This window comes from Delftia sp. WSY_12 (genome assembly GCF_043104645.1).
Classification (GTDB): domain Bacteria; phylum Pseudomonadota; class Gammaproteobacteria; order Burkholderiales; family Burkholderiaceae_C; genus Comamonas; species Comamonas tsuruhatensis.
Window position 1 is genome coordinate 93,326 of record NZ_JBICKW010000035.1, and the last position, 20,821, is coordinate 114,146.

The window sequence follows — 20,821 nt, forward strand, 5'->3', positions numbered from 1 at the left end:
TCTAGCAGCGCTTGCTGCCAACTACCTGGCTGCGATGAAGATGGTCTGACAGGTCACCCGCCGCCGCGCTGAGCTTGCGTGACACGGGCAGCAGCAATGCGGTAATGGCCGAGGCGTGCACGGCCGTGCCCCGGGCTGCAGCCAGCAGCTCGCAGATGGCGGCCACTTGCTCGCTGGCGCTTTCCACATCGTCCCTGACCGTCTCAATCTGGTGCTGCATCACGTCTTCTTTCTACTGTATGCACATACAGTATAGGTCGAATGGGCAGATGTTTCAATTTGAAGTGACCCTGTTTCATCTGCTGATTGAGGACGGCAAGCGGGGTTTTGATCAGGTCGTGTACATGTCGACCTGGGGTGTGCAGAGTGCACCTCGAGGCTTTTGAACGGCCCGCACGAATCCCGCGCTGTGAAGGCAAGTGATTGTTTTTGAATGGTTGACGACCCGCCCCCCGCGCACCACGCACCAACGCCGCTCAACTGCGGCGAACACTGCTCAAGCCCGCTTCCTGTAGGGACGGCCCGTTTGCAAACGGATTGGGGGATTCCCCGCAAGTGGGTGCGTCCGGAGGTTAAAACCGCCTCGTTTATAATGTCTGGCTTCGCTTACATCACGGGTTGAGCGAACCATGTGCGGTCCCCAGCGGCCAGGCGCATGTGATGTAAGCCCTTGAAATCTGAGGTGCCGCGCGGCCGACTGGCTTTGGCTCGCGTTGCACCGTGACTTTTGCGCAATACGGTGCGGGCTGTACAGCAGCCGGCACGGTCCAATCCCTCATAGGAACAAACATGGCCGTTACTGTTGAAACCCTTGAAAAGCTCGAGCGCAGGATCACGCTGAGCCTGCCCCTGAACTCCATCCAGAGCGAAGTCGAGAACCGCCTCAAGCAAGTGGCGCGCACCGTGAAGATGGACGGCTTCCGTCCCGGCAAGGTGCCGATGAGCGTGGTGGCCCAGCGTTATGGCTATTCGGTGCAGTACGAAGTGCTCAACGACAAGGTCGGCGAGGCTTTCGCACAGGCTGTCAACGAAGCCAAGCTGCGCGTGGCCGGCCAGCCCCGCATCTCCGAAAAGGAAGGCGCTCCCGAGGGCGAGGCACAGTTCGAAGCCATCTTCGAAGTGATGCCTGAAGTCAAGATCGGTGACCTGACCTCGGCCGAAGTCGAGAAGCTGACGGCCGAAGTGGACGACGCCGCCATCGACAAGACCGTGGACATCCTGCGCAAGCAGCGCCGCACCTTCGCGCAGCGCGCCCAGGCCGATGTGGCCGTGGACGGCGACCGCGTGACCGTGGACTTCGAAGGCAAGATCGACGGCGAGACCTTCTCCGGCGGCAAGGCCGAAGACTTCCAGTTCCTGGTCGGCGAAGGCCAGATGCTCAAGGAATTCGAAGACGCAGTGCGCGGCATGAAGGCCGGCGAGTCCAAGACCTTCCCCCTGGCTTTCCCCGCCGACTACCACGGCAAGGACGTGGCCGGCAAGACCGCCGACTTCCTGGTGACGGTCAAGAAGATCGAGGCCGCCAACCTGCCCGAAGTGGACGAGGCTTTTGCCAAGGCCCTGGGCGTGGCTGAAGGCACGGTCGAAGGCCTGCGCGCCGACATCAAGAAGAACCTGGAGCGTGAAGTCAAGTTCCGCGTCCAGGGCCGCAACAAGCAGGCCGTGATGGACGCGCTGGTGTCCAAGGCCGAGCTGGAACTGCCCAAGGCCTCGGTGCAGGCTGAAGTCGCCCGTCTGCTGGAAGGCGCTCGCGCCGAGCTGCAGCAGCGCGGCATCAAGGACGCCGACAAGGCCGAGATCCCTGAAGACGTGTTCCTGCCCCAAGCCGAGCGCCGCGTGCGCCTGGGCCTGGTGGTGGCCGAGCTGGTGCGCGCCAACGAGCTGCACGCCACGCCCGAGCAGATCAAGGCCCACGTGGAAGAGCTGGCCGCCAGCTACGAAAAGCCCGAAGACGTGGCACGCTGGTACTTCGGCGACCGCCAACGCCTGGCTGAAGTCGAAGCCGTTGTCATCGAAAACAACGTGACCGAGTTCGTGCTGGGCAAGGCCAAGGTCTCCGACAAGGCCGTGTCCTTCGACGAACTGATGGGCCAGGCCTGAGGGTTTGAGCACCGCCTGCCTGCCGCTTCGTGAGATCGGTGGGCGGGTTGGCATCTGCGGGGCTTGTGCTTTGGCGCACAAGCCCCATTTTCTTTCCGGATACGGCTAAAGTAGCCCCCTAGTACTGGAGAAAACATGAGCGCATTGGAAACTCAGGGTTTGGGCATGATCCCAATGGTCATCGAACAGTCCGGCCGCGGAGAGCGGTCGTACGACATCTACTCGCGCCTGCTCAAGGACCGGGTGATCTTCCTGGTGGGCCCTGTCAATGACCAGACGGCCAACCTCGTCGTGGCCCAGCTGCTGTTCCTTGAAAGCGAAAACCCCGACAAGGACATTTCGTTCTACATCAACAGCCCCGGCGGCTCCGTGAGCGCCGGCCTGGCCATCTTCGACACGATGAACTTCATCAAGCCCGATGTGTCCACGCTGTGCACCGGCATTGCAGCCAGCATGGGTGCCTTCCTGCTGGCCGCTGGCACCAAGGGCAAGCGCTTTGCGCTGCCCAATTCCCAGGTCATGATCCACCAGCCGCTGGGCGGCATGCAGGGCCAGGCCACCGAGATCGAGATCCACGCCCGCGAGATCCTCAAGACCCGCGAGCGCCTGAACAAGATCCTGGCCGAGCGCACGGGCCAACCGCTGGAAAAGATCCAGCACGACACCGAGCGCGACTACTTCCTGTCCGCCGAAGAAGCCAAGGACTACGGCTTGGTCGATCAGGTGATCAACAAGCGCTCCTGAAGCCCGGAGGCTGTATGAGAATGGGCGGCGTTTTCCCCCTACGGAAAACGCCGCTTTCCATTTGGTTATCATCCTTTTCCATATTTCTGTAACAAGGCACCGACCCCATGGCCGAGAAAAAAGGCTCCTCCAGCGAAAAAAACCTTTATTGCACCTTCTGCGGCAAGAGCCAGCATGAGGTCAAGAAGCTGATCGCGGGTCCGTCAGTCTTTATCTGCGACGAGTGCATCGATCTCTGCAACGAGATCATCCGCGACGAGCAGCCCAGCACCGAGGCCAAGGACGGCCGAGGCGACCTGCCCACGCCCGCCGAAATCAAGGCCAACCTGGACAACTACGTGATCGGCCAGGACCTGCCCAAGCGCACGCTGGCTGTCGCCGTATACAACCACTACAAGCGCCTGCGTCACAAGGACAAGGCCGGCAAGGACGAGATTGAGCTGGCCAAGAGCAACATCCTGCTCATCGGTCCCACGGGCTCCGGCAAGACGCTGCTGGCGCAGACGCTGGCGCGCATGCTCAACGTGCCCTTCGTCATGGCCGATGCCACCACGCTGACCGAGGCCGGCTACGTGGGCGAGGACGTCGAGAACATCATCCAGAAGCTGCTGCAAAGCTGCGAATACGACGTCGAGCGTGCGCAGCGCGGCATCGTCTACATCGACGAGATCGACAAGATCTCGCGCAAGTCCGACAACCCCAGCATCACGCGTGACGTGTCGGGCGAGGGCGTGCAGCAGGCCCTGCTCAAGCTCATCGAAGGCACCATGGCCAGCGTGCCCCCGCAAGGCGGCCGCAAGCATCCGAACCAGGACTTCCTGCAGATCGACACGACCAACATCCTGTTCATCTGCGGTGGCGCGTTCGCGGGCCTGGAGAAGGTCATCGAGAACCGTACCGAGGCGTCGGGCATCGGCTTTGGCGCCACGGTCAAGAGCAAGAAGCAGCGCTCCATCTCGGAAGTGTTCCAGGAGATCGAGCCTGAAGACCTGATCAAGTTCGGCATCATCCCCGAGCTGGTCGGCCGCATGCCCGTGGTCACGGCCCTGGCCGAACTGGGTGAAGACGCCCTGGTGCAGATCCTGACCGAGCCCAAGAACGCCCTGGTCAAGCAGTACAGCAAGCTGCTGGCCATGGAAGGCGTGGAGCTGGAGATCCGGCCCGCCGCGCTCAAGGCCATCGCCCGCAAGGCGCTGGCGCGCAAGACGGGTGCGCGTGGCCTGCGCTCCATCCTGGAGCAATCGCTGATCGGCACCATGTACGAACTGCCCAATGCCGACAATGTCGAGAAGGTGGTGGTGGACGAGTCCACCATCGAAGACGGAAAAGCACCGCTGCTGGTTTACCGCGAGGCGGCCAAGAAAGCCTGATGCGCCGCTGCCTGCAAAGGTCCGGCAGCGCAAGTCCCTGTGGCCCGAAATCCTTTCGGGCTGCGGGGTTGAAATACACCGGTGGGCGGACCATCTTCCGCTGACAAACCGAGGATTCCCATGTCAGGACATACCCCTTTGCCTTCCACCCCCCTAGACCTGGCGCTGCTGCCGCTGCGCGATGTGGTCGTGTTCCCCCACATGGTGATCCCGCTGTTCGTGGGCCGCGCCAAGAGCATCAAGGCGCTGGAGCTGGCCATGGAAGGCGACCGCCGCATCATGCTGGTGGCCCAGAAGACCGCTTCCAAGGACGAACCCACGGCGGCCGACATGTTCGACGTCGGCTGCGTCTCCACCATCTTGCAGATGCTCAAGCTGCCCGACGGCACGGTCAAGGTGCTGGTCGAAGGCCAGCAGCGCGCGCTGGTCAAGCAGGTCATGGATGAAGAGACCCACTTCGTGGGCTCAGTCGTGCCCGTGGCGCCCGAGGCCGAAACCCACAAGCCCAGCGAGATCGAAGCCCTGCGCCGCGCCGTGACGCAGCAGTTCGACCAGTACGTCAAGCTCAACAAGAAGATCCCGCCCGAGATCCTCACCTCCATCGCCAGCATCGACGATGCCGGCCGCCTGGCCGACACCATCGCCGCGCACCTGCCGCTCAAGCTCGAGAACAAGCAGGCCGTGCTCGACCTGGTGGACATCAAGGAGCGCCTGGAAAACCTGTTCGAGCAGCTGGACCGTGAAGTCGACATCCTCAATGTCGACAAGCGCATCCGTGGTCGCGTCAAGCGCCAGATGGAAAAGAACCAGCGCGACTTCTACTTGAACGAGCAGGTCAAGGCCATCCAGAAGGAGCTGGGCGAGGGCGAGGACGGCGCCGACATCGAAGAGATCGAAAAGAAGATCAAGCTCGCTCGCATGCCCGCCGAGGCGCGCAAGAAGGCCGAGGCCGAGCTCAAGAAGCTCAAGCTCATGTCGCCCATGTCGGCCGAAGCCACCGTGGTGCGCAACTACATCGATGTGCTCACGGGCCTGCCCTGGAGCAAGAAGACCAAGATCAAGCACGACCTGGCCAATGCCGAGGAGGTGCTCAATGCCGACCACTTCGGCCTTGAAAAGGTCAAGGACCGCATCCTTGAATATCTTGCCGTGCAGCAACGCGTGGACAAGGTCAAGGCGCCCATCCTGTGCCTGGTCGGTCCTCCGGGCGTGGGCAAGACCTCGCTGGGCCAGTCCATCGCCAAGGCCACGGGCCGCAAGTACGTCCGCATGGCGCTGGGCGGCATGCGTGACGAAGCGGAAATCCGCGGCCACCGCCGCACCTACATCGGCGCCATGCCGGGCAAGGTGCTGCAAAGCCTGGACAAGGTCGGCACGCGCAACCCGCTGTTCCTCCTGGACGAAATCGACAAGCTCGGCATGGACTTCCGTGGCGATCCGTCGAGCGCCCTGCTGGAAGTGCTGGACCCCGAGCAAAACCACACCTTCGGCGATCACTACGTCGAGGTGGACTTCGACCTCAGCGACGTGATGTTCGTGGCGACCTCCAACTCCATGAATATCCCGCCCGCGCTGCTGGACCGCATGGAAGTGATCCGCCTGTCGGGTTACACCGAGGACGAAAAGGTCAACATCGCCATCCGCTACCTGCTGCCCAAGCAGATCACCAACAACGGTGTGAAGGAAGGCGAGATGCGGGTGGAGGAATCCGCCATCCGCGACATCGTGCGCTACTACACGCGAGAGGCCGGCGTGCGTTCGCTGGAGCGCGAGCTGTCCAAGATCTGCCGCAAGGTCGTCAAGGGCCTGCAGCTCAAGAAGCTGGAGCCCACCGTCGTCGTCACTGCCGACAACCTGCCTGACTACCTGGGTGTTCGCAAGTACACCTATGGCCGTGCCGAACTGAACAACCAGATCGGTCAGGTCGTGGGTCTTGCCTGGACCGAGGTCGGCGGCGATCTGCTGACCATCGAGGCCGCCATCATGCCCGGCAAGGGCGTGATCTCGCGCACCGGCTCGCTGGGCGACGTGATGAAGGAATCGGTCGAAGCCGCGCGTACCGTGGTGCGCAGCCGCTCGCGCATGCTGGGCATCAAGGACGAGGCCTTCGAGAAGAAGGACATCCACGTGCACGTGCCCGATGGCGCCACCCCCAAGGACGGCCCCAGCGCGGGTGCAGCCATGACGACGGCCTTCGTCTCTGCGCTGACGGGTATCCCGGTGCGTGCCGATGTCGCCATGACTGGTGAAATCACGCTGCGCGGTGAGGTCACCGCCATCGGCGGCCTCAAGGAAAAGCTGCTGGCGGCCCTGCGTGGCGGCATCAAGACGGTGCTGATTCCCGAAGAGAACGTCAAGGACCTCCAGGAGATCCCCGACAACGTCAAGAGCGGCCTGGAAATCATCCCCGTCAAGTGGATCGACCAGGTCCTCAAGGTGGCGCTGGAACGTGTGCCAGAGCCTCTGTCCGACGAGGAGGCCGCCGCCGTGGCCCCGGCGGAAACCAAGGCTGTGGAGCCTGCAGTCAAGCACTGAAGATGAAAAAATGTAGCGTTTTTCCTGAACCCTCCAAGAACTACGCTACAATTCATCCCATCGCAGCAAACGACGTTGTAGAATGTCAGGCTTCGGTAGAAATGCGGGAATAGCTCAGTTGGTAGAGCGCAACCTTGCCAAGGTTGAGGTCGACGGTTCGAACCCGTTTTCCCGCTCCAGATTTTGAACATGCCGTTTCGGGTGTGTTCGGTTCTGGTGGCGGTTGGCTGCCAGAATGGATGATTCAAGCGGGAATAGCTCAGTTGGTAGAGCGCAACCTTGCCAAGGTTGAGGTCGACGGTTCGAACCCGTTTTCCCGCTCCAGTTTTGAATGTGCCTTGTGTACGTTCGATTCAGGTGACGGGTAGTTGCTTGAATGTTTGCGGGAATAGCTCAGTTGGTAGAGCGCAACCTTGCCAAGGTTGAGGTCGACGGTTCGAACCCGTTTTCCCGCTCCAGTTTTAGAAACTGCAGCAATGCTGCATGTTTGATAGTGATCTTGGCGCGATAGCAAAGCGGTTATGCCCCGGATTGCAAATCCGGTTAGACCAGTTCGACTCTGGTTCGCGCCTCCAAAAATTCATTGCGAAAACAGTTCAAAAGGCCCTTCGGGGCCTTTTTCTTTTTCTGCGTCAGGATCATTGCTTGTCCTTGCTGTCTGGTTCGAGCCAGCCCCGTGCCCGGTCAAGCTCCATCTCTCCCTCTCTCTAAAGCTTCGGCACTCTGCGAGTGGTTCAGGGCTTGTTCTTCTGTGACATGAAGAGAATTCCATTCTGTAATTCATTGCCAGTTCGGTGAATTATTTTGTTTCCAATTGTTCTGCCTGGATCCTCGCCGCGAGCATGCTTATTGGAAGTTGGTTGGAAAATTGCAAAAAAGTGCAAATGGCTTGCCATTGGCAGTGGATTCAATTGGCCGGTCGTGGATATGATGCGCGCTTCATTCATCGGGAGGGATTATGAAGATCAAGCTATTGACGGCGATTGTTGCCAGCGGCGTGGTGCTGGCGGGTTGTAAAACCATGGAGTCCGCTGATGTGGGCGGGCTGCTGGATTCAGGCTCCACGGCCATGAAGGCCATGACGCTCACGGATGACGATGTGGTCACGCTGTCCAACGACTCCTGCGCGGCCATGGATGCGCAGAACAAGGTGGCCGATGCCAAGAGTAAGTACACGGTGCGGCTGAACAAGGTCATTGCCAGCATGCCGCAGGCCGTCAATGGGAAAAAAGCCGTCTACAAGGTCTATATGACGCAGGACGTGAATGCCTGGGCCATGGCCAATGGCTGCATTCGCGTCTACAGCGGCCTGATGGATCTGATGAACGACGATGAATTGCGTGGCGTGATTGGCCATGAGATCGGGCATGTGGCGCTGGGTCATAGCAAGAAGCGCATGCAAACGACCTATGCGGCATCGGCTGCGCGCTCGATTGCAGCCAATAGCGGCAATTCGGCGCTGGCCTCGCTGTCGCGCTCGCAGGCCGGAGATCTGGGTGAGAAGTTCATCAACGCCCAGTTCTCCCAGTCCCAGGAGTCGGCGGCTGATGACTATTCCTTTGACCTGCTCACGGAAAAGAAGTTGAGTCGCCAGGGCCTGGTCACATCGTTCCAGAAGCTGGCCAAGCTCAGCGGTGGCAGTGGCGGCAGCTCCATCCTGAGCTCTCACCCCCCGTCTGAACAGCGCGCCAAGCGCATGCAGGACCGCATCGACGGCAAGTAAGCGACGGCATGGAGCGGGCTGCTGTGCGGGTGGGCATTGATCCGCTTCGACGTGGATTTTTTCCGGACTTGGTCCGGAGTGCCGGAAATCTGCGCTAGAATTCAAGTCTGCTCTGTGAGGCGCACAGCTTGACAGATATGCGGGAATAGCTCAGTTGGTAGAGCGCAACCTTGCCAAGGTTGAGGTCGACGGTTCGAACCCGTTTTCCCGCTCCAATTCAGAAAAAAGGGAAGCGGTAACGCTTCCCTTTTTCGTTGGTGCTGCAGTTCGCAGGCATGAGCAGCTTGCGTTGGCCTGTGACGCTGCGGCGCAGGGCCCCGATGGTGAAATTGGTAGACACTGCGGACTTAAAATCCGCCGCTTCCGAACAGGGGCGTGCCGGTTCGATCCCGGCTCGGGGCACCATGAGCTATGTGCAGCAACGTTCTGATGCTGCAATCTTTGTAGCAATTTTGCGTTGAGGCGAATGCTGCGGTTGCGCTATGTTTCGCGGCGCTGCGCAGTGCATGTTGCTGGCTTCGTGCTCTTGCAGCACCGCATTGTGGCCATGCGCCGCCAAGTCCTTGCCGGCTGCATTACGTGCGAGAATCCCTTCATCAGGCCCCGGGCTGCTTGCCTGGATGGCGCGGCTCGGGCAGACAGTGATGGCGATGCCTGCATGCGTTCCGTTGACATTGATCGTGGCACATGGTGCGGCGTGACAGGTGTGGCCAAACTCATCCCAGACGAGAACATGTCGAATTACAACGCTCCATTTGAAATCCACGTGCACGGCCAGGTGCTGCTGCGCCCCGACACGACCTACGAGCAGTTGCAGGAAGCGCTGGGCCCGCTGTGGAAGTATGCGGGTGCCCGCTCCCTGGCCGATGGCGCTGGCAGCGTCTACGAAGAAGAGCCTGGCATCCAGTTCGATACCAAGGAGCGCCTGCTCCAGGTGTGCTGGACGGTGCGCGGCGATGAGGACTTCCGCCAGTCGCTGGACGACATGTGCATGGGCATCAATGAGCTGGCCGAGCAGGGCGCTGCCATCGAGGTGACCTTCTACGACACCGAGTTCGACGAGGAAGAGGAGTCCGAAGAGGCCGAGTCGCGCGACGACTTCGTCATGCTCTTCGTGGGCCCGACGCCCGCGGCCATCATGCAGGTGCAGCGCGACCTGCTGGTGCAGGACGTGGTCAACCTGATGGAGCGCCATTTCGACGGCTCCGAGCTGGGTGGCGTGGTGCAGGAGATCGACAAGCTGTTCTCCCAGCGCTTCGACGCCCTGGTCAGCTCGCTGGAGATCGGCAAGCCGCCGCGCGGCATGGGTGGATCGGGTTCGGGCCACGGCGGCAACCGCCGCCCCCGCCACCTGCATTGAGCGCAAGGCGCTGCCCCGCGCAGCGTACAGCCATGGCGGCACAGGCCAGCACGCCCAAGTATTCCGGAGCAGTCACCGAGACCGTGCGCCGCCAGCGCGAGCAGCGGCGCGAGGTGGCCGGTGGCGCGCTGCCGCTTCCCTACCTGTCTGCCTACCCGGCCGCGCTGCAGTCACAGGTGCGTGGCTGGCTGGCCGATGACAAGGCCGAGGCCTGGCTGCTGCGCAAGCATCCCGAGGCCCATGCCGTGCGCACGGACAAGAGCCTCTATGACTACGTGGATGCCCTCAAGGGCCGGCACCTGCGCAATGCCGGCACGCTGAACAAGGTAGCCTACGACGGCCGCATCCATGTGGTCCACAACGCCCTGGGCCTGCACACGCGCCGCGCCGTGGTGCAGGGAAGCCGCCTCAATGCACGGCATGAGATCCGCATCGGTGCACTGTTCAAGCAAGCGCCCGAGGCTTTTTTGCGCATGATCGTCGTCCACGAGCTGGCCCACCTGCGCGAGCCCGATCACGACAAGGCCTTCTACCAGCTGTGCACCCACATGGAGCCCGAATACCACCAGCTGGAGTTCGAGTTGCGGCTGTACCTGAGCTGGATGGACCACTCGGGCCGGCGCCTGTGGCAGGCGCAGCCGTGATTCAAGCGGCCGTGGGGATGGCGCTGGATTCGCCGACCTGAACGGACGAGCAGCATTGCGCGGGCAGATCCAGCCAGCGCGATGCCGCAGCCTGCAGGGCCTGCAGCGATCCCGTGGTCATCAACCGGACCTGGCCCTCCGCCGCGGGCAAGGGGCCTGTTTCGCTGGCCAGGGTGCCCAGGCGGTCCAGCACGCGCCGCGTCTGGCGGGCCACCGGGGCACCGGTGTCGATGAACTGGATGTCCGGCCCCAGCAGCGTGCGCAACTGCTCGCGGGCGAATATGTAGTGGGTGCAGCCCAGCACCAGGGAATCCATCTCGCCCGTCTTCTGTCCGAAGCTGCCCAGGGCATTCACATACCTGGCGCACAGGCGCGCGACCTCGGTGGCCATGGGGTCGGCGGGAACGGGCTGCTCCGTGCTTTCCTCTATGGCCTTGGCCAGTCCGTCGCAGGGCTGGACATGGAATTGCACGCGCTGGCCATGGTCGGCCACCAACCGGGCAAAGCGCGCACTGCTCACCGTGCCGCGCGTGGCCATCACGCCCACGTGGCCGGTCTGGCTCGATAGCGAAGCAGGCTTGATGGCGGGCTCCACGCCGATCAGGGGCAGTTCGGGCATTTCAGCGCGCAGCATGTCCACGGCAGCGGCCGTGGCCGTATTGCAGGCGATCACCAGTACCTTGATCTGGTGCTGCTCGCACAGGTGGCGCGCAATAGTGCGCGTGCGCTGCTGCACGAAGGCGTCGCCGCGTGCATCGCCATACGGTGCATAGCCGCTGTCGGCCAGGTAGATGAAGCGCTCATGCGGCAGCTCATAGCGCAGCGCCTGCAGCACGCTGAGGCCGCCGATGCCGCTGTCGAAGACGCCGATGGGAGAGGCCGGGGAGGTCATGTGGAGATGCGGATAAAGGCTTTTGGAGGCGGCGCCCAGTATGCCCGCTCGGGCGCGTTCATGCTCGGGCCATGGCTTGCTGCTGCAGCCATTGGGCATGTGTCAGGCGGTACAGGCAATGCCTGCGCAGCGCATGGCCTGCCGGCACCTCCGGATGGTCGAAGTCATGGGCGTCGCGCTCCATGCCCAGGCGCTGCATCACGGCCTGCGAACGCAGGTTGGACAGCGCGGTGAACGAGACGATGGACTCCAGATGCAACGCGCCGAAGCCGTGCGCCAGCGCCGCCCGCGCGCCTTCGCTGGCCAGGCCCTGGCCCCAGAAAGGCCGGGCGAGCCGCCAGCCGATTTCCACGCAGGGCGAGAACGGCAAAGACGCGGCGGGAGTGTGCAGCCCGATGAAGCCCATGAACTCGCCACTGGCAAGGTGCTCTGCCGCCCAGAAGCCCCAGCCGCGTTCCTCGATCAGTGCCTGGATCCTGTCTGCCATGGCATCGCTTTGTTCACGGCTGAGCAGTGCCGGAAAGTGCTCCATGACCTGTGGGTCGGCAGTCAGCGCGGCAAAGGGCTGCCGGTCGCCGGCCTGCCACTGGCGCAGTATCAGGCGCGGTGTCCGCAGGGTCGCTACAGGGGAATGTGTGGTGGTCATGGTTGGAGAGGGCGCTGCAGTACCAGCAGATACGCGGCTGCATGGCCGTGGAAGGAGTGGGGGATGAAGCCTGCCTTGCCTGCCAGCTTTTCCACGCTGGTGCGGCGCTGGAAATGCGGGTCGAAGACCAGCTCGGCCACGGCCAGCAGGCCGCCGGGGCGCAGGCTCTGGAACACGTCGGCCAGCGCGGCCTGGCGGTCCGGGATCTCTCCCAGCACGGCGGCCATCACGGCGCGGTCGTGCTGCTCGGCTGCCAGCTGCCCCTGGCCCAGCGCCGCCGCCTGGGTGCGCACATTCTCCAGCCTCTGCGCGCGCGCCTTGGCCGCCACCTGTTCGAGCATGGCCGGCTGCAGGTCCACGGCAAGCACCTGTCCCTGCGCACCGACGGCACGTGCCAACGGCAGGGTGACGCGGCCTGGGCCGCAGCCCGCGTCCAGCACTTTCATGCCTGGCTGGATCTGCAGTTGCCCGACGATGAAGGCGGCCTTGTTGCTGGCCGCGAAGGGGTTGTCAAGCTCGACCATCCAGCGCAGCCAGGACGGGCAGGGCAGGACATGGCGGCGGGAGGACAGGCGCCAGGCCAGGCTGGTCACGGCCAGCAGGGCGATGAGGACGAGCGCGGTGGTCATGTTGAATGGGCAGTGTTGCAGGCAGCGGGCAGTCTGTCACAAATGCCCGCGCCAATGAAAAGACCGCCCGAAGGCGGCCTCTTTGCGCTTGGCGCCGGCGTCAGGCCGAGGCAATCTCAATGGTCTTGAACTCGCCGGATGCGATGCGCTTTTGCCATTCGGCAGGGCCGGTGATGTGGGCGCTGGTGCCGCCGGCATCCACGGCCACGGTCACGGGCATGTCCACCACGTCGAATTCGTAGATGGCTTCCATGCCCAGGTCCTCGAAGCCCACGACCTTGGCGTTCTTGATGGCCTTGGACACCAGGTAGGCGGCGCCGCCCACGGCCATCAGGTAGGCCGACTTGTGGTTCTTGATGGACTCGATGGCCACCGGGCCGCGCTCGGCCTTGCCGATCATGGCGATCAGGCCGGTCTGCTCCAGCATCATGTCGGTGAACTTGTCCATGCGGGTGGCCGTCGTCGGGCCTGCGGGGCCCACGGCTTCGTCCTTGACCGGGTCCACCGGGCCGACGTAGTAGATCACGCGGTTGGTGAAGTCCACGGGCAGCTTCTCGCCCTTGGCCAGCATGTCCTGGATGCGCTTGTGGGCGGCATCGCGGCCCGTGAGCATCTTGCCGTTGAGCAGCAGTGTGTCGCCGGGCTTCCAGCTGGCCACTTCTTCCTTGGTCAGGGCGTTGAGGTCCACGCGGCGCGACTTGTTGTAGTCGGGCTCCCAGTCGATCTTGGGCCACAGGTCCAGCGAGGGGGCGTCCATGTAGACCGCGCCGGAGCCGTCCATAACGAAGTGCGCGTGGCGCGTGGCCGCGCAGTTGGGGATCATGGCCACGGGCTTGGAGGCCGCGTGCGTGGGGTACATCTTGATCTTGATGTCCAGCACGGTGGCCAGGCCGCCCAGGCCTTGCGCGCCAATGCCCAGGGCGTTGACCTTCTCGTACAGCTCCAGGCGCAGTTCCTCGACCTGGTCGAGCTTCTCGCCGCGCGCGGCCTTGGCCTGCAGCTCGTACATGTCCAGGTCTTCCATCAGGCTTTCCTTGGCCAGCAGCACGGCCTTCTCGGCGGTGCCGCCGATGCCGATGCCCAGCATGCCCGGCGGGCACCAGCCCGCGCCCATGGTCGGAACGGTCTTGAGAACCCACTCCACCAGGTTGTCGCTGGGGTTCATCATGATCATCTTGGACTTGTTCTCCGAGCCGCCGCCCTTGGCGGCCACCGTCACGTCCAGCTTGTCGCCGGGCACGATCTGCACGTTGATGACGGCAGGCGTGTTGTCCTTGGTGTTCTTGCGCGCGAACAGCGGATCGGCCACGACCGAGGCACGCAGCGTGTTGTCGGGGTGGTTGTAGCCGCGGCGCACGCCTTCGTTGATGGCGTCTTCCAGGCCGCCCGTGAAGCCTTCCCAGCGCACGTCCATGCCCACCTTCAGGAACACGTTGACGATGCCGGTGTCCTGGCAGATCGGGCGGTGGCCGGTGGCCGACATCTTGGAGTTGGTCAGGATCTGGGCCATCGCGTCCTTGGCCGCCGGGCTCTGCTCGCGCTCGTAGGCGCGGGCCAGGTGGGCGATGTAGTCGGCGGGGTGGTAGTAGCTGATGTACTGCAGGGCGCCTGCGATCGAATCGATCAGGTCCTGCTGGCGGATCGTGGTGGTCATCGGTGGGGTGTCTTTTTGATCGGGGGAACAGGGGAGGGGAATCCCGGGGGCGATTATCGGCGCTGCGCGGCGGAAAGTGCACGCAAGGGGTGCAGTCTTGTACAAGAGTCGAGGGGTTTGCCTGGACAAGCCCGCCTCGGCGACACCTCAGTGGGGGATGGATGCGAGAGGTTCCCATTTGCGGAGTTACCATGGGCGGGTTTTTGCCATTGCGGCCCCGCCAGCCAGACATCCCCGAGCCACGCAACGCGCGGCCCGCCGACCTGCCTCCAGCCAACTGCGCCGCGTTGTTTTCACCAAGGAGTCCACACCAATGACCGCGACCCGCCAGGAAAAAGACACTTTCGGACCCATAGCCGTCCCCGCAGACAAGCTTTGGGGCGCGCAGACGCAGCGTTCGCTGCAGAACTTCGACATCAGCGGCGAGCAGCAGCCGCGCGAGATCATCCACGCGCTGGCCCAGGTCAAGAAGGCCTCGGCCACCGTCAACCACAAGCTGGGCCTGCTCGACGAGAAGAAGACCCGGGCCATCCTGGCTGCCGCCGACGAGGTGATCGCCGGCAAGCACCCGGACGAGTTCCCGCTGGTGGTCTGGCAGACGGGCTCGGGCACGCAGACCAACATGAACGTCAACGAGGTGCTGGCCAACCGCGCCAGCGAAATCCTCGGTGGCGAGCGGGGCGAATCGCGCCTGGTCCACCCCAATGACGACGTGAACAAGAGCCAGTCGAGCAACGACGTATTCCCGACCGCCATGCACGTGGCTGCCGTCACGGCCATCGAGCAAAAGCTGCTGCCCGCCATTGCCCTGCTGCGCAATACGCTGCAGGCCAAGAGCGAGGCCTATGCCGACATCGTCAAGATCGGCCGCACCCATCTGCAGGACGCCACGCCGCTGACGCTGGGCCAGGAAATCTCGGGCTGGGTGGCCCAACTGGCCCATGGCGAAAAGCATGTGCGCGCCGCGCTGCCGCACCTGTACGAGCTGGCGCTGGGCGGCACGGCCGTGGGCACGGGCCTGAATGCACCCAAGGGCTATGCCGAGGGCGTGGCGGCCGAGCTGTCCCAGCTCACCGGCTACCCGTTCGTGACGGCGCCCAGCAAGTTCGAGGCCCTGGCCTCGTGCGATGGGCTGGTCCACGCCCACGGCGCGCTCAAGACGCTGGCCGCCAGCATGATGAAGATCGCCAACGACGTGCGCTGGCTGGCCTCCGGCCCGCGCAGCGGCCTGGGCGAGATCTCCATCCCCGAGAACGAGCCCGGCTCGTCCATCATGCCCGGCAAGGTCAACCCCACGCAGAGCGAAGCCGTGACCATGCTGGCGGCCCAGGTCTTCGGCAACGACGTGGCGATCAACTTCGGCGGCGCCTCGGGCAACTTCGAGCTGAACGTGTTCCGCCCCATGGTCTCGCACAACTTCCTGCAGAGCGTGCGCCTGCTGGCCGATGGCATGAAGAGCTTCAACGACCACTGCGCCGTTGGCATCGAACCCAACCGCGAGCGCATCACCGAGCTGGTGCAGCGCTCGCTGATGCTGGTGACGGCGCTGAACCCGCACATCGGCTACGACAAGGCGGCCTACATCGCCAAGAAGGCGCACAAGGAAGGCTCCAGCCTGCGCGAAGCCGCCGTGGCTTCCGGCCACCTGACCGGCGAACAGTTCGACGCCTGGGTGATCCCTGCCAAGATGGTCGGCAATCTGTAGGACCTGCTGACGCCATCAAAAAGGGGAGCCGATCGGCTCCCCTTTTTTTGCTTCATGGCCTGGCTCAGTTGTCCGCCTGCGGGCGGCGCACGGTGCGGAACACGTACTTGAGCGCGTCGCCGATGGTGCTTTCCCAGACCGGCCATTCATGCTTGCCGTTGACGATGCGCAGCTCGGCAGGCTGCTTGTTCCTGCGCAGCTGGGCGTAGAGCTGGGCGGCGTCGGACTCGATCATGAATTCATCGTCGTCGCCCGAATTGATGTACATGGGCACGCTGATCTTGCGGGCGAGAAAGCTGTCCCACAGCGCGGGGTAGTTGTAGCTTTTCCAGACCGTGGTGCTGTACTGGCCGCCCGTGTTGGGTTCGGCAAAGACCTTGACCGAGCGTGCCGAGGAATCGGCGGGCGGCTCGGGGTTGTAGATGGCGGGGCTGAGCAGTGCGGCGGCCTGGAATTTCTCCGGGTACTTGAGCACGTAGCGCAGCGCGCCGTAGCCGCCCATGGACAGGCCGCCGATGACGCGGCCATCGCGGCTGGTGAGGGTGCGGTACTTCTTCTCGACATGGGGGACGAGGTCCTGGAAGAAGGCCGTCTCCATGGGCTCCTTGAGGTCCACGTACCAGGTCGTTCCCGCGTCGGGCATGACGATGATGGCGGGCGGGATCTCGCCGTTCTGGATCAGCTGGTCCACCGTGCGCAGCAGGTTGCCCTTGACGGGCCAGTCGTTGCGCTGGCCGTCGTTGCCGTGCAGCAGGTACATGACGGGGTAGCGCAGCCTGGACTGGGCGTCGTAGCCCGTGGGCAGGTAGACGTTGTAGGTCCAGCTGCGCTGCAGCGTGGCGCTCTTGAACTCGGCGGCCTCGATGGAGCCGGCCTGGGCGGCCGGGCCGGCCAGCAGCGCGGCGGCCGCCAGCGTGCCGGAGGCGGCCTGGCGCAGGACGATGGAAAAGGAAAGTTGGCGCATGTTTTTTGTCTCCTGTGGTCCGTGGCAAGGGCCCACGGCTGCGCCAATGTAGTCGAGGTCCTGGCCCCGCCTGCGCTCCGCGCGGCCGGGCCGTCGCCTCGGGGACCATGGTCCTCAGCCGGGCGCACGCTGCGCGTGGCGCAGCGCGCTGCGAAAGCCCAACTGCCCCACCACGCACGCCACGACCAGGGCCAGCGCGGCCGACAGCGCCGGGTTGCTGCCCAGGCTGGCGCCCAAGGTGCACAGGCCGCCCACGGCCATTTGCGTGCTGCCGTAGACACCGGCGGCCGAGCCCGTGAGGCGCGGATGCACGCTCAGCGCGCTGGCCAGCGCCGCAGGGCTGGTCAGGCCCGAACCCAGCGCGAACAGCACCATCAGCCCCACCACGATGGCCGGCGTGAGCTGGTTGAACAGGGCCAGCAACAGCAGCATGGCCGCGCTGGCCAGGCTCAGCAGATTGCCGTTGAGCATCAGCCGCTCCAGGGGCCAGTGGCGTATCAGCTGGCGGGCCAGCGCATTGCCCACGGCCATGCCGCCCATGAGCAGGCCCAGGTAGATGGCCACTTCATGCTTGGTGGAATGCAGCTGCTCGATGAAGACGAAGGGCGCCGCCGCCAGGAAGGCATAGATGGACGTGGTGGCGCAGCCGCCGCCCACGGCAAAGCCCACGAAGGCCGGCGAGCGCAGCAGGCTGCGGTAGTCGTCGCGGATGGTGCCCAGGTGCAGGCGGCCCGTGGGCTGGCCGGTTTCGGGCAGCAGCTTCCAGATGCCGAAGGCCGTCACGCCGCCGACCACGGCCAGCGTGCCGAAGATGGCGCGCCAGCCCAGGGCGTCGTCGATGGCCGAGCCGATGGCCGGCGCGATGCCGGGGCCGATCATCATCATCAGGTTGAGCAGCGCCAGGCTGCCCACGGCGTTCTCGGGCGTGCTCGAATCGCGCGCAATGGCGCGGCCCAGGGCCAGGCCCGCGCAGCCGCCCAGCGCCTGGAGCAGCCGCGCGCCGATCAGCCAGGGGGCGGACGGGGCGAGAAAGGCCGCCAGGCTGGCCAGCGCATAGAGGATGAGTCCGGCCAGCAGCATGGGGCGGCGCCCCAGGCTGTCCGACAGCGGGCCATAGATCAGCTGGCCCACGCCCAGGCCCAGGATGTAGACCGTGATGGTCAGCTGCATCTGGCTGGCGCCGGCCTGGAGCTGGCGTGCCGCATCGGGCAGGGCGGGCAGGAACATGTGCATGGCCAGCGTGCCGACGATGGTCACGACCACCAGCAGCCACAGCGGCGCCTTGCGGCTGGCCGCTGTATGGTCCTGGGCGGGTGGCAGCGAAGAGTGCTCGGCAGCCATCTCAGGCAGCCTGCTCGTCGGGCAGGTCCGTGTCGCAGGCGGGCTCGGCGGCCATGGCCTCCAGCAGGCGCTGCAGCGTGGCGTAGGCCGCGCCCAGTTCCTCGGGCGGCACGGCGCCCAGCACCTGGGCGCGGGCCTGCTGCAGCAGGCCCTGCACGGCTTCGACCTGGGCATGGCCGGCTGGCGTGAGCTGGATTTTTCTGACGCGGCGGTCGCTGTCGTCCACGCGCTCTATCCAGCCCTGGGCGGCCAGGCCGTCCACCAGGCGCACGACCGAGGAGCTGTCCAGCGCCAGGGAATGGGCCAGATCCTTCTGGCGCATGGCCTCGGGCGAACGCGCCAGATGCATCAGCGGCATCCACAGCGCCTGGGTCAGGCCCATGGGCGCCAGCAGCCTGTCCAGCGTGCGGCGCCATTGCTTGTTGACTTGGCCCAGCGTGAACATGAAATGCCGCTGCACGCTGGCGGCATCGGCTTGCGCGGGCGGGGACTGGTCGGGAAGGGAAGACATCGTGGCATTCAAATAGTTGGCATTCCAATTATCTGCATGTCAACGATATCGTTTCCCGGAGCCGCCTGATACATCCGCAGGCGTCAGGGTTTTGGCCCCCGCAGGGGAGGCGGGGCCTACATGCCCAGGGACTTGAGCAGTTCGTCGGTGTCCGTGCTGCCGGCCGGTTCAGGCGCTGCGGCGGGGGCGCTGGCGTTGGCCTGCGCCATGAGGGCGTCCGGGTCGGGGCGCTCCTGCGGTTCGAAATCCACCACCTTGATGAACTCCGTGCGGTCCATGGCCAGCTCGAGATAGAAGATGTTGTTGTTGCCCGTGTAGAAGGTCACGCGGCGCGCCTCGGGAGAGTCGAGGTTGGCATCCACGCTGAGGTTGACCTGCTTGTTCAGGCGGATCATCTTGGGCTGGCTTTGCGTGATGTAGGTCTGAAGCTCGCGCTGGACCTTGCTGGTGAAGTCGCCCACCACCTGGTTCATCAGCTCGCCCATGACGTTGCTGACATCGTCGGAGGTGTAGGAGCTGGCAAGGTCCTCTTCACCCATGCCCATGCTCAGCATGTAGCTGCGGTACAGCTCCATGGCGGCGGCGGCCGAGAAGTTGATGATCACCAGGCCCGAAAAGCCGCCGTCCACCAGGACAAAGCAGCCGATGTCGGGCTTGAGGCTGGTCTTGGTGATGCGCTGCACCATGCCCGAATACTGGATCTGGCACTGCGTGGCCACCTGGAGCACGCGCGAGACGGAGTTGCAGAGGCTGATCAGCACGTCTTCCGTGCCATGGACGATGGGATGTTGGGGCTGGTTCATGAGGTCAACGGGACAAAATTGTGAGCGATTATGGGTGCAAGTCCGTTGTTTGCGACTGTTTGTAACATTGAAAGTCCAATGTGCCCCCTCCTGGGGCGGGGCTTGGCAGGCGGCCCCGAAAGCCGCGCTCAGCGAATCGCCTGCGTGGACTCGCGCACTATGCAGCGCCCCTGCATGACCACCTTGCGCACGGGCAGCTCGGGCGCATGCAGCCGCTCCATCAGCAGGCTGAAGGCCGTTCGGCCCATGGCGTCGATCGGCTGCTCGATGACGGTGATGGCGGGGGCCACCAGTTCTGTCCAGCGCTCGTTGTCGAAACCGGCGAGCGCCACATCGCCGGGTATGCGCAGGCCGGCTGCGCGTATCGCGCGCAGGCAGCCTTCCAGCAGCAGGCCGTTGCTGGCCACGAAGGCGTCGGGCCGCTGCGGCTGGCGCAGCCATTGCGTGACTTCGGCCTCGGCGGCATCGCTGGTCGGGGGCAATTGGCGCAAGTCGGGCTCCAGGCCTGCATCGCGCATGGCGGCCAGATAGCCGTCGCAGCGCTCGCGCGCCGTGCTGCTGGTGCTGCCGAAGACGCCTGCAATGCGGCGGCGGCCCTGTTCCACCAGATGCCTGACCAGGGTGGCGCAGGCCTGGGCGTTGTCCAGCACCACGCTGTCATGGAAGGCCGGGGCGCCCGCCCGGTCCACCAGGACAACGGGAAACTCCAGCTGCATGCGCTCGAGCTTGTGCAGGCTGGCCTGGGTGGGCGCAAAGATCAGTCCCGCGATGCGCTCTTCCTGCATGAGCTGCAGGTACATGGCTTCGCGCTGCGGGTCTTCGTCGGTATTGCACAACAGCACGCGCCGGCCCTGGCGATAGGCCTCGGCCTCGACCGCGCGGATCAGGGCCGTGAAAAACGGGTTGCGTATGTCGGCCACCAGCACGCCCATGGGCCCTGCGTCGCGCGCGCGCAGCCGGCGCGCCATCAGATTGGGCCGGTAGCCCGTGGCCTGCACGGCGGCCGCGACCCGCGCCCGGACTTCTTCGCTGACCGAGCCGCCCGCCAGCGCGCGCGATACCGTTGATTTGGAAACCCCGGCCGCACGGGCCACATCGTTGATGCTGATGCTCAATGCAATCGTTCCCGTTGGTTGTGGTGTGCCGCAGAGGATAACTCCAAAGAAATGCCGGGGTATGGCCGGATGGTGGCCAGGTTAT

18 protein-coding genes and 6 tRNA genes are annotated in these 20,821 nt (G+C 64.3%); 14 read left to right on the forward strand and 10 right to left on the reverse strand.

All coding sequences use genetic code 11. The features are described from left to right. Position 1 precedes the first annotated feature (1 nt). The gene (locus tag ACF8LI_RS21710) at positions 2–220 is read right to left on the reverse strand and encodes a hypothetical protein (protein WP_012204526.1); all 219 of its coding nucleotides are present in this window, start codon (positions 218–220) and stop codon (positions 2–4) included. A gap of 569 nt (positions 221–789) precedes the next feature. Here ACF8LI_RS21710 and tig point away from each other — a divergent pair. The 13 genes from tig (at position 790) to ACF8LI_RS21775 (ending at position 10,476) form a co-directional block, all read left to right on the forward strand. Next, positions 790–2,100 (forward strand): trigger factor, encoded by a 1,311-nt coding sequence (tig, locus tag ACF8LI_RS21715; protein WP_392414061.1) that lies wholly within the window; start codon positions 790–792, stop codon positions 2,098–2,100. 135 nt (positions 2,101–2,235) lie between these two features. After that, entirely contained in the window at positions 2,236–2,844 is a 609-nt protein-coding gene (clpP, locus tag ACF8LI_RS21720; RefSeq protein ID WP_012204529.1) for an ATP-dependent Clp endopeptidase proteolytic subunit ClpP, read from the forward strand. 107 nt (positions 2,845–2,951) lie between these two features. After that, a complete protein-coding gene (gene clpX, locus ACF8LI_RS21725; RefSeq protein ID WP_012204530.1) occupies positions 2,952–4,214 on the forward strand; it encodes an ATP-dependent Clp protease ATP-binding subunit ClpX in 1,263 nt (420 codons plus the stop codon). 120 nt (positions 4,215–4,334) lie between these two features. Further along, positions 4,335–6,749, forward strand: coding sequence for an endopeptidase La (gene lon / locus ACF8LI_RS21730; RefSeq protein ID WP_016445089.1), 2,415 nt, complete (start codon positions 4,335–4,337; stop codon positions 6,747–6,749). Positions 6,750–6,852: 103 nt separating this feature from the next. After that, positions 6,853–6,928 (forward strand) — tRNA-Gly (locus ACF8LI_RS21735). A gap of 69 nt (positions 6,929–6,997) precedes the next feature. Next, positions 6,998–7,073 (forward strand) — tRNA-Gly (locus ACF8LI_RS21740). Between the two features lie 58 nt (positions 7,074–7,131). After that, positions 7,132–7,207, forward strand: a tRNA-Gly gene (locus ACF8LI_RS21745). A 43-nt stretch (positions 7,208–7,250) separates the two neighbouring features. Beyond that, a tRNA-Cys gene (locus ACF8LI_RS21750) sits at positions 7,251–7,324 on the forward strand. Between the two features lie 383 nt (positions 7,325–7,707). Beyond that, positions 7,708–8,472, forward strand: a complete 765-nt coding sequence (locus tag ACF8LI_RS21755; RefSeq protein WP_392414062.1) for a M48 family metalloprotease — start codon at positions 7,708–7,710, stop codon at positions 8,470–8,472. Between the two features lie 139 nt (positions 8,473–8,611). Beyond that, a tRNA-Gly gene (locus ACF8LI_RS21760) sits at positions 8,612–8,687 on the forward strand. Between the two features lie 99 nt (positions 8,688–8,786). Next, positions 8,787–8,877: transfer RNA gene (locus tag ACF8LI_RS21765), tRNA-Leu, on the forward strand. A gap of 328 nt (positions 8,878–9,205) precedes the next feature. Beyond that, a complete protein-coding gene (locus tag ACF8LI_RS21770) occupies positions 9,206–9,832 on the forward strand; it encodes a DUF6806 family protein (RefSeq protein WP_013803265.1) in 627 nt (208 codons plus the stop codon). 32 nt (positions 9,833–9,864) lie between these two features. Then, on the forward strand, positions 9,865–10,476 hold the full coding sequence (locus ACF8LI_RS21775) for a M48 family metallopeptidase (protein WP_016445160.1): 612 nt from the start codon (positions 9,865–9,867) through the stop codon (positions 10,474–10,476). Position 10,477: 1 nt separating this feature from the next. Here ACF8LI_RS21775 and murI read toward each other — a convergent pair whose 3' ends face one another. The 4 genes from murI to ACF8LI_RS21795 form a co-directional block, all read right to left on the reverse strand. Continuing rightward, entirely contained in the window at positions 10,478–11,368 is an 891-nt protein-coding gene (gene murI / locus ACF8LI_RS21780; RefSeq protein ID WP_392414063.1) for a glutamate racemase, read from the reverse strand. A 58-nt stretch (positions 11,369–11,426) separates the two neighbouring features. Next, positions 11,427–12,014: a GNAT family N-acetyltransferase gene (locus tag ACF8LI_RS21785; RefSeq protein WP_392414064.1), complete on the reverse strand. Its 588-nt coding sequence runs from the start codon at positions 12,012–12,014 to the stop codon at positions 11,427–11,429. Further along, positions 12,011–12,643, reverse strand: a complete 633-nt coding sequence (locus tag ACF8LI_RS21790; protein WP_392414065.1) for a class I SAM-dependent methyltransferase — start codon at positions 12,641–12,643, stop codon at positions 12,011–12,013. Before ACF8LI_RS21790 ends, ACF8LI_RS21785 begins: the two co-directional genes overlap by 4 nt. Positions 12,644–12,743: 100 nt before the next feature. Then, positions 12,744–14,297 (reverse strand): fumarate hydratase, encoded by a 1,554-nt coding sequence (locus ACF8LI_RS21795; protein WP_392414066.1) that lies wholly within the window; start codon positions 14,295–14,297, stop codon positions 12,744–12,746. A gap of 313 nt (positions 14,298–14,610) precedes the next feature. On the opposite strand from ACF8LI_RS21795, the gene fumC reads away from it, so the two are divergent. Next, positions 14,611–16,002, forward strand: coding sequence for a class II fumarate hydratase (gene fumC / locus ACF8LI_RS21800; RefSeq protein ID WP_016445164.1), 1,392 nt, complete (start codon positions 14,611–14,613; stop codon positions 16,000–16,002). Positions 16,003–16,066: 64 nt separating this feature from the next. Here the strand turns inward: fumC and ACF8LI_RS21805 are convergent, their stop codons facing one another. From ACF8LI_RS21805 to ACF8LI_RS21825, 5 genes are all read right to left on the reverse strand, one after another. Then, a complete protein-coding gene (locus ACF8LI_RS21805; RefSeq protein ID WP_034363042.1) occupies positions 16,067–16,966 on the reverse strand; it encodes an alpha/beta hydrolase family protein in 900 nt (299 codons plus the stop codon). A gap of 114 nt (positions 16,967–17,080) precedes the next feature. Next, positions 17,081–18,307: a multidrug effflux MFS transporter gene (locus tag ACF8LI_RS21810; protein WP_016453095.1), complete on the reverse strand. Its 1,227-nt coding sequence runs from the start codon at positions 18,305–18,307 to the stop codon at positions 17,081–17,083. 1 nt (position 18,308) lies between these two features. Next, positions 18,309–18,818: a MarR family winged helix-turn-helix transcriptional regulator gene (locus ACF8LI_RS21815; protein WP_016453094.1), complete on the reverse strand. Its 510-nt coding sequence runs from the start codon at positions 18,816–18,818 to the stop codon at positions 18,309–18,311. A gap of 116 nt (positions 18,819–18,934) precedes the next feature. Further along, positions 18,935–19,621, reverse strand: coding sequence for a DUF3334 family protein (locus tag ACF8LI_RS21820; protein WP_016445168.1), 687 nt, complete (start codon positions 19,619–19,621; stop codon positions 18,935–18,937). 128 nt (positions 19,622–19,749) lie between these two features. Beyond that, the gene (locus ACF8LI_RS21825) at positions 19,750–20,736 is read right to left on the reverse strand and encodes a LacI family DNA-binding transcriptional regulator (protein WP_017407260.1); all 987 of its coding nucleotides are present in this window, start codon (positions 20,734–20,736) and stop codon (positions 19,750–19,752) included. Between the last annotated feature and the right edge of the window lie 85 nt (positions 20,737–20,821).

Excerpts from the sequence above, each read along its gene's own strand:
- ACF8LI_RS21710 (WP_012204526.1), bottom strand. The coding sequence starts at position 220 with ATGCAGCACCAGATTGAGACGGTCAGGGACGATGTGGAAAGCGCCAGC.
- clpX (WP_012204530.1), top strand. The coding sequence starts at position 2,952 with ATGGCCGAGAAAAAAGGCTCCTCCAGCGAAAAAAACCTTTATTGCACC.
- ACF8LI_RS21790 (WP_392414065.1), bottom strand. The coding sequence starts at position 12,643 with ATGACCACCGCGCTCGTCCTCATCGCCCTGCTGGCCGTGACCAGCCTG.
- ACF8LI_RS21785 (WP_392414064.1), bottom strand. The coding sequence starts at position 12,014 with ATGACCACCACACATTCCCCTGTAGCGACCCTGCGGACACCGCGCCTG.
- lon (WP_016445089.1), top strand. The coding sequence starts at position 4,335 with ATGTCAGGACATACCCCTTTGCCTTCCACCCCCCTAGACCTGGCGCTG.
- ACF8LI_RS21775 (WP_016445160.1), top strand. The coding sequence starts at position 9,865 with ATGGCGGCACAGGCCAGCACGCCCAAGTATTCCGGAGCAGTCACCGAG.
- ACF8LI_RS21815 (WP_016453094.1), bottom strand. The coding sequence starts at position 18,818 with ATGTCTTCCCTTCCCGACCAGTCCCCGCCCGCGCAAGCCGATGCCGCC.
- clpP (WP_012204529.1), top strand. The coding sequence starts at position 2,236 with ATGAGCGCATTGGAAACTCAGGGTTTGGGCATGATCCCAATGGTCATC.
- murI (WP_392414063.1), bottom strand. The coding sequence starts at position 11,368 with ATGACCTCCCCGGCCTCTCCCATCGGCGTCTTCGACAGCGGCATCGGC.
- ACF8LI_RS21820 (WP_016445168.1), bottom strand. The coding sequence starts at position 19,621 with ATGAACCAGCCCCAACATCCCATCGTCCATGGCACGGAAGACGTGCTG.
- ACF8LI_RS21770 (WP_013803265.1), top strand. The coding sequence starts at position 9,206 with ATGTCGAATTACAACGCTCCATTTGAAATCCACGTGCACGGCCAGGTG.
- ACF8LI_RS21755 (WP_392414062.1), top strand. The coding sequence starts at position 7,708 with ATGAAGATCAAGCTATTGACGGCGATTGTTGCCAGCGGCGTGGTGCTG.
- ACF8LI_RS21810 (WP_016453095.1), bottom strand. The coding sequence starts at position 18,307 with ATGGCTGCCGAGCACTCTTCGCTGCCACCCGCCCAGGACCATACAGCG.
- fumC (WP_016445164.1), top strand. The coding sequence starts at position 14,611 with ATGACCGCGACCCGCCAGGAAAAAGACACTTTCGGACCCATAGCCGTC.
- tig (WP_392414061.1), top strand. The coding sequence starts at position 790 with ATGGCCGTTACTGTTGAAACCCTTGAAAAGCTCGAGCGCAGGATCACG.
- ACF8LI_RS21795 (WP_392414066.1), bottom strand. The coding sequence starts at position 14,297 with ATGACCACCACGATCCGCCAGCAGGACCTGATCGATTCGATCGCAGGC.
- ACF8LI_RS21805 (WP_034363042.1), bottom strand. The coding sequence starts at position 16,966 with ATGCGCCAACTTTCCTTTTCCATCGTCCTGCGCCAGGCCGCCTCCGGC.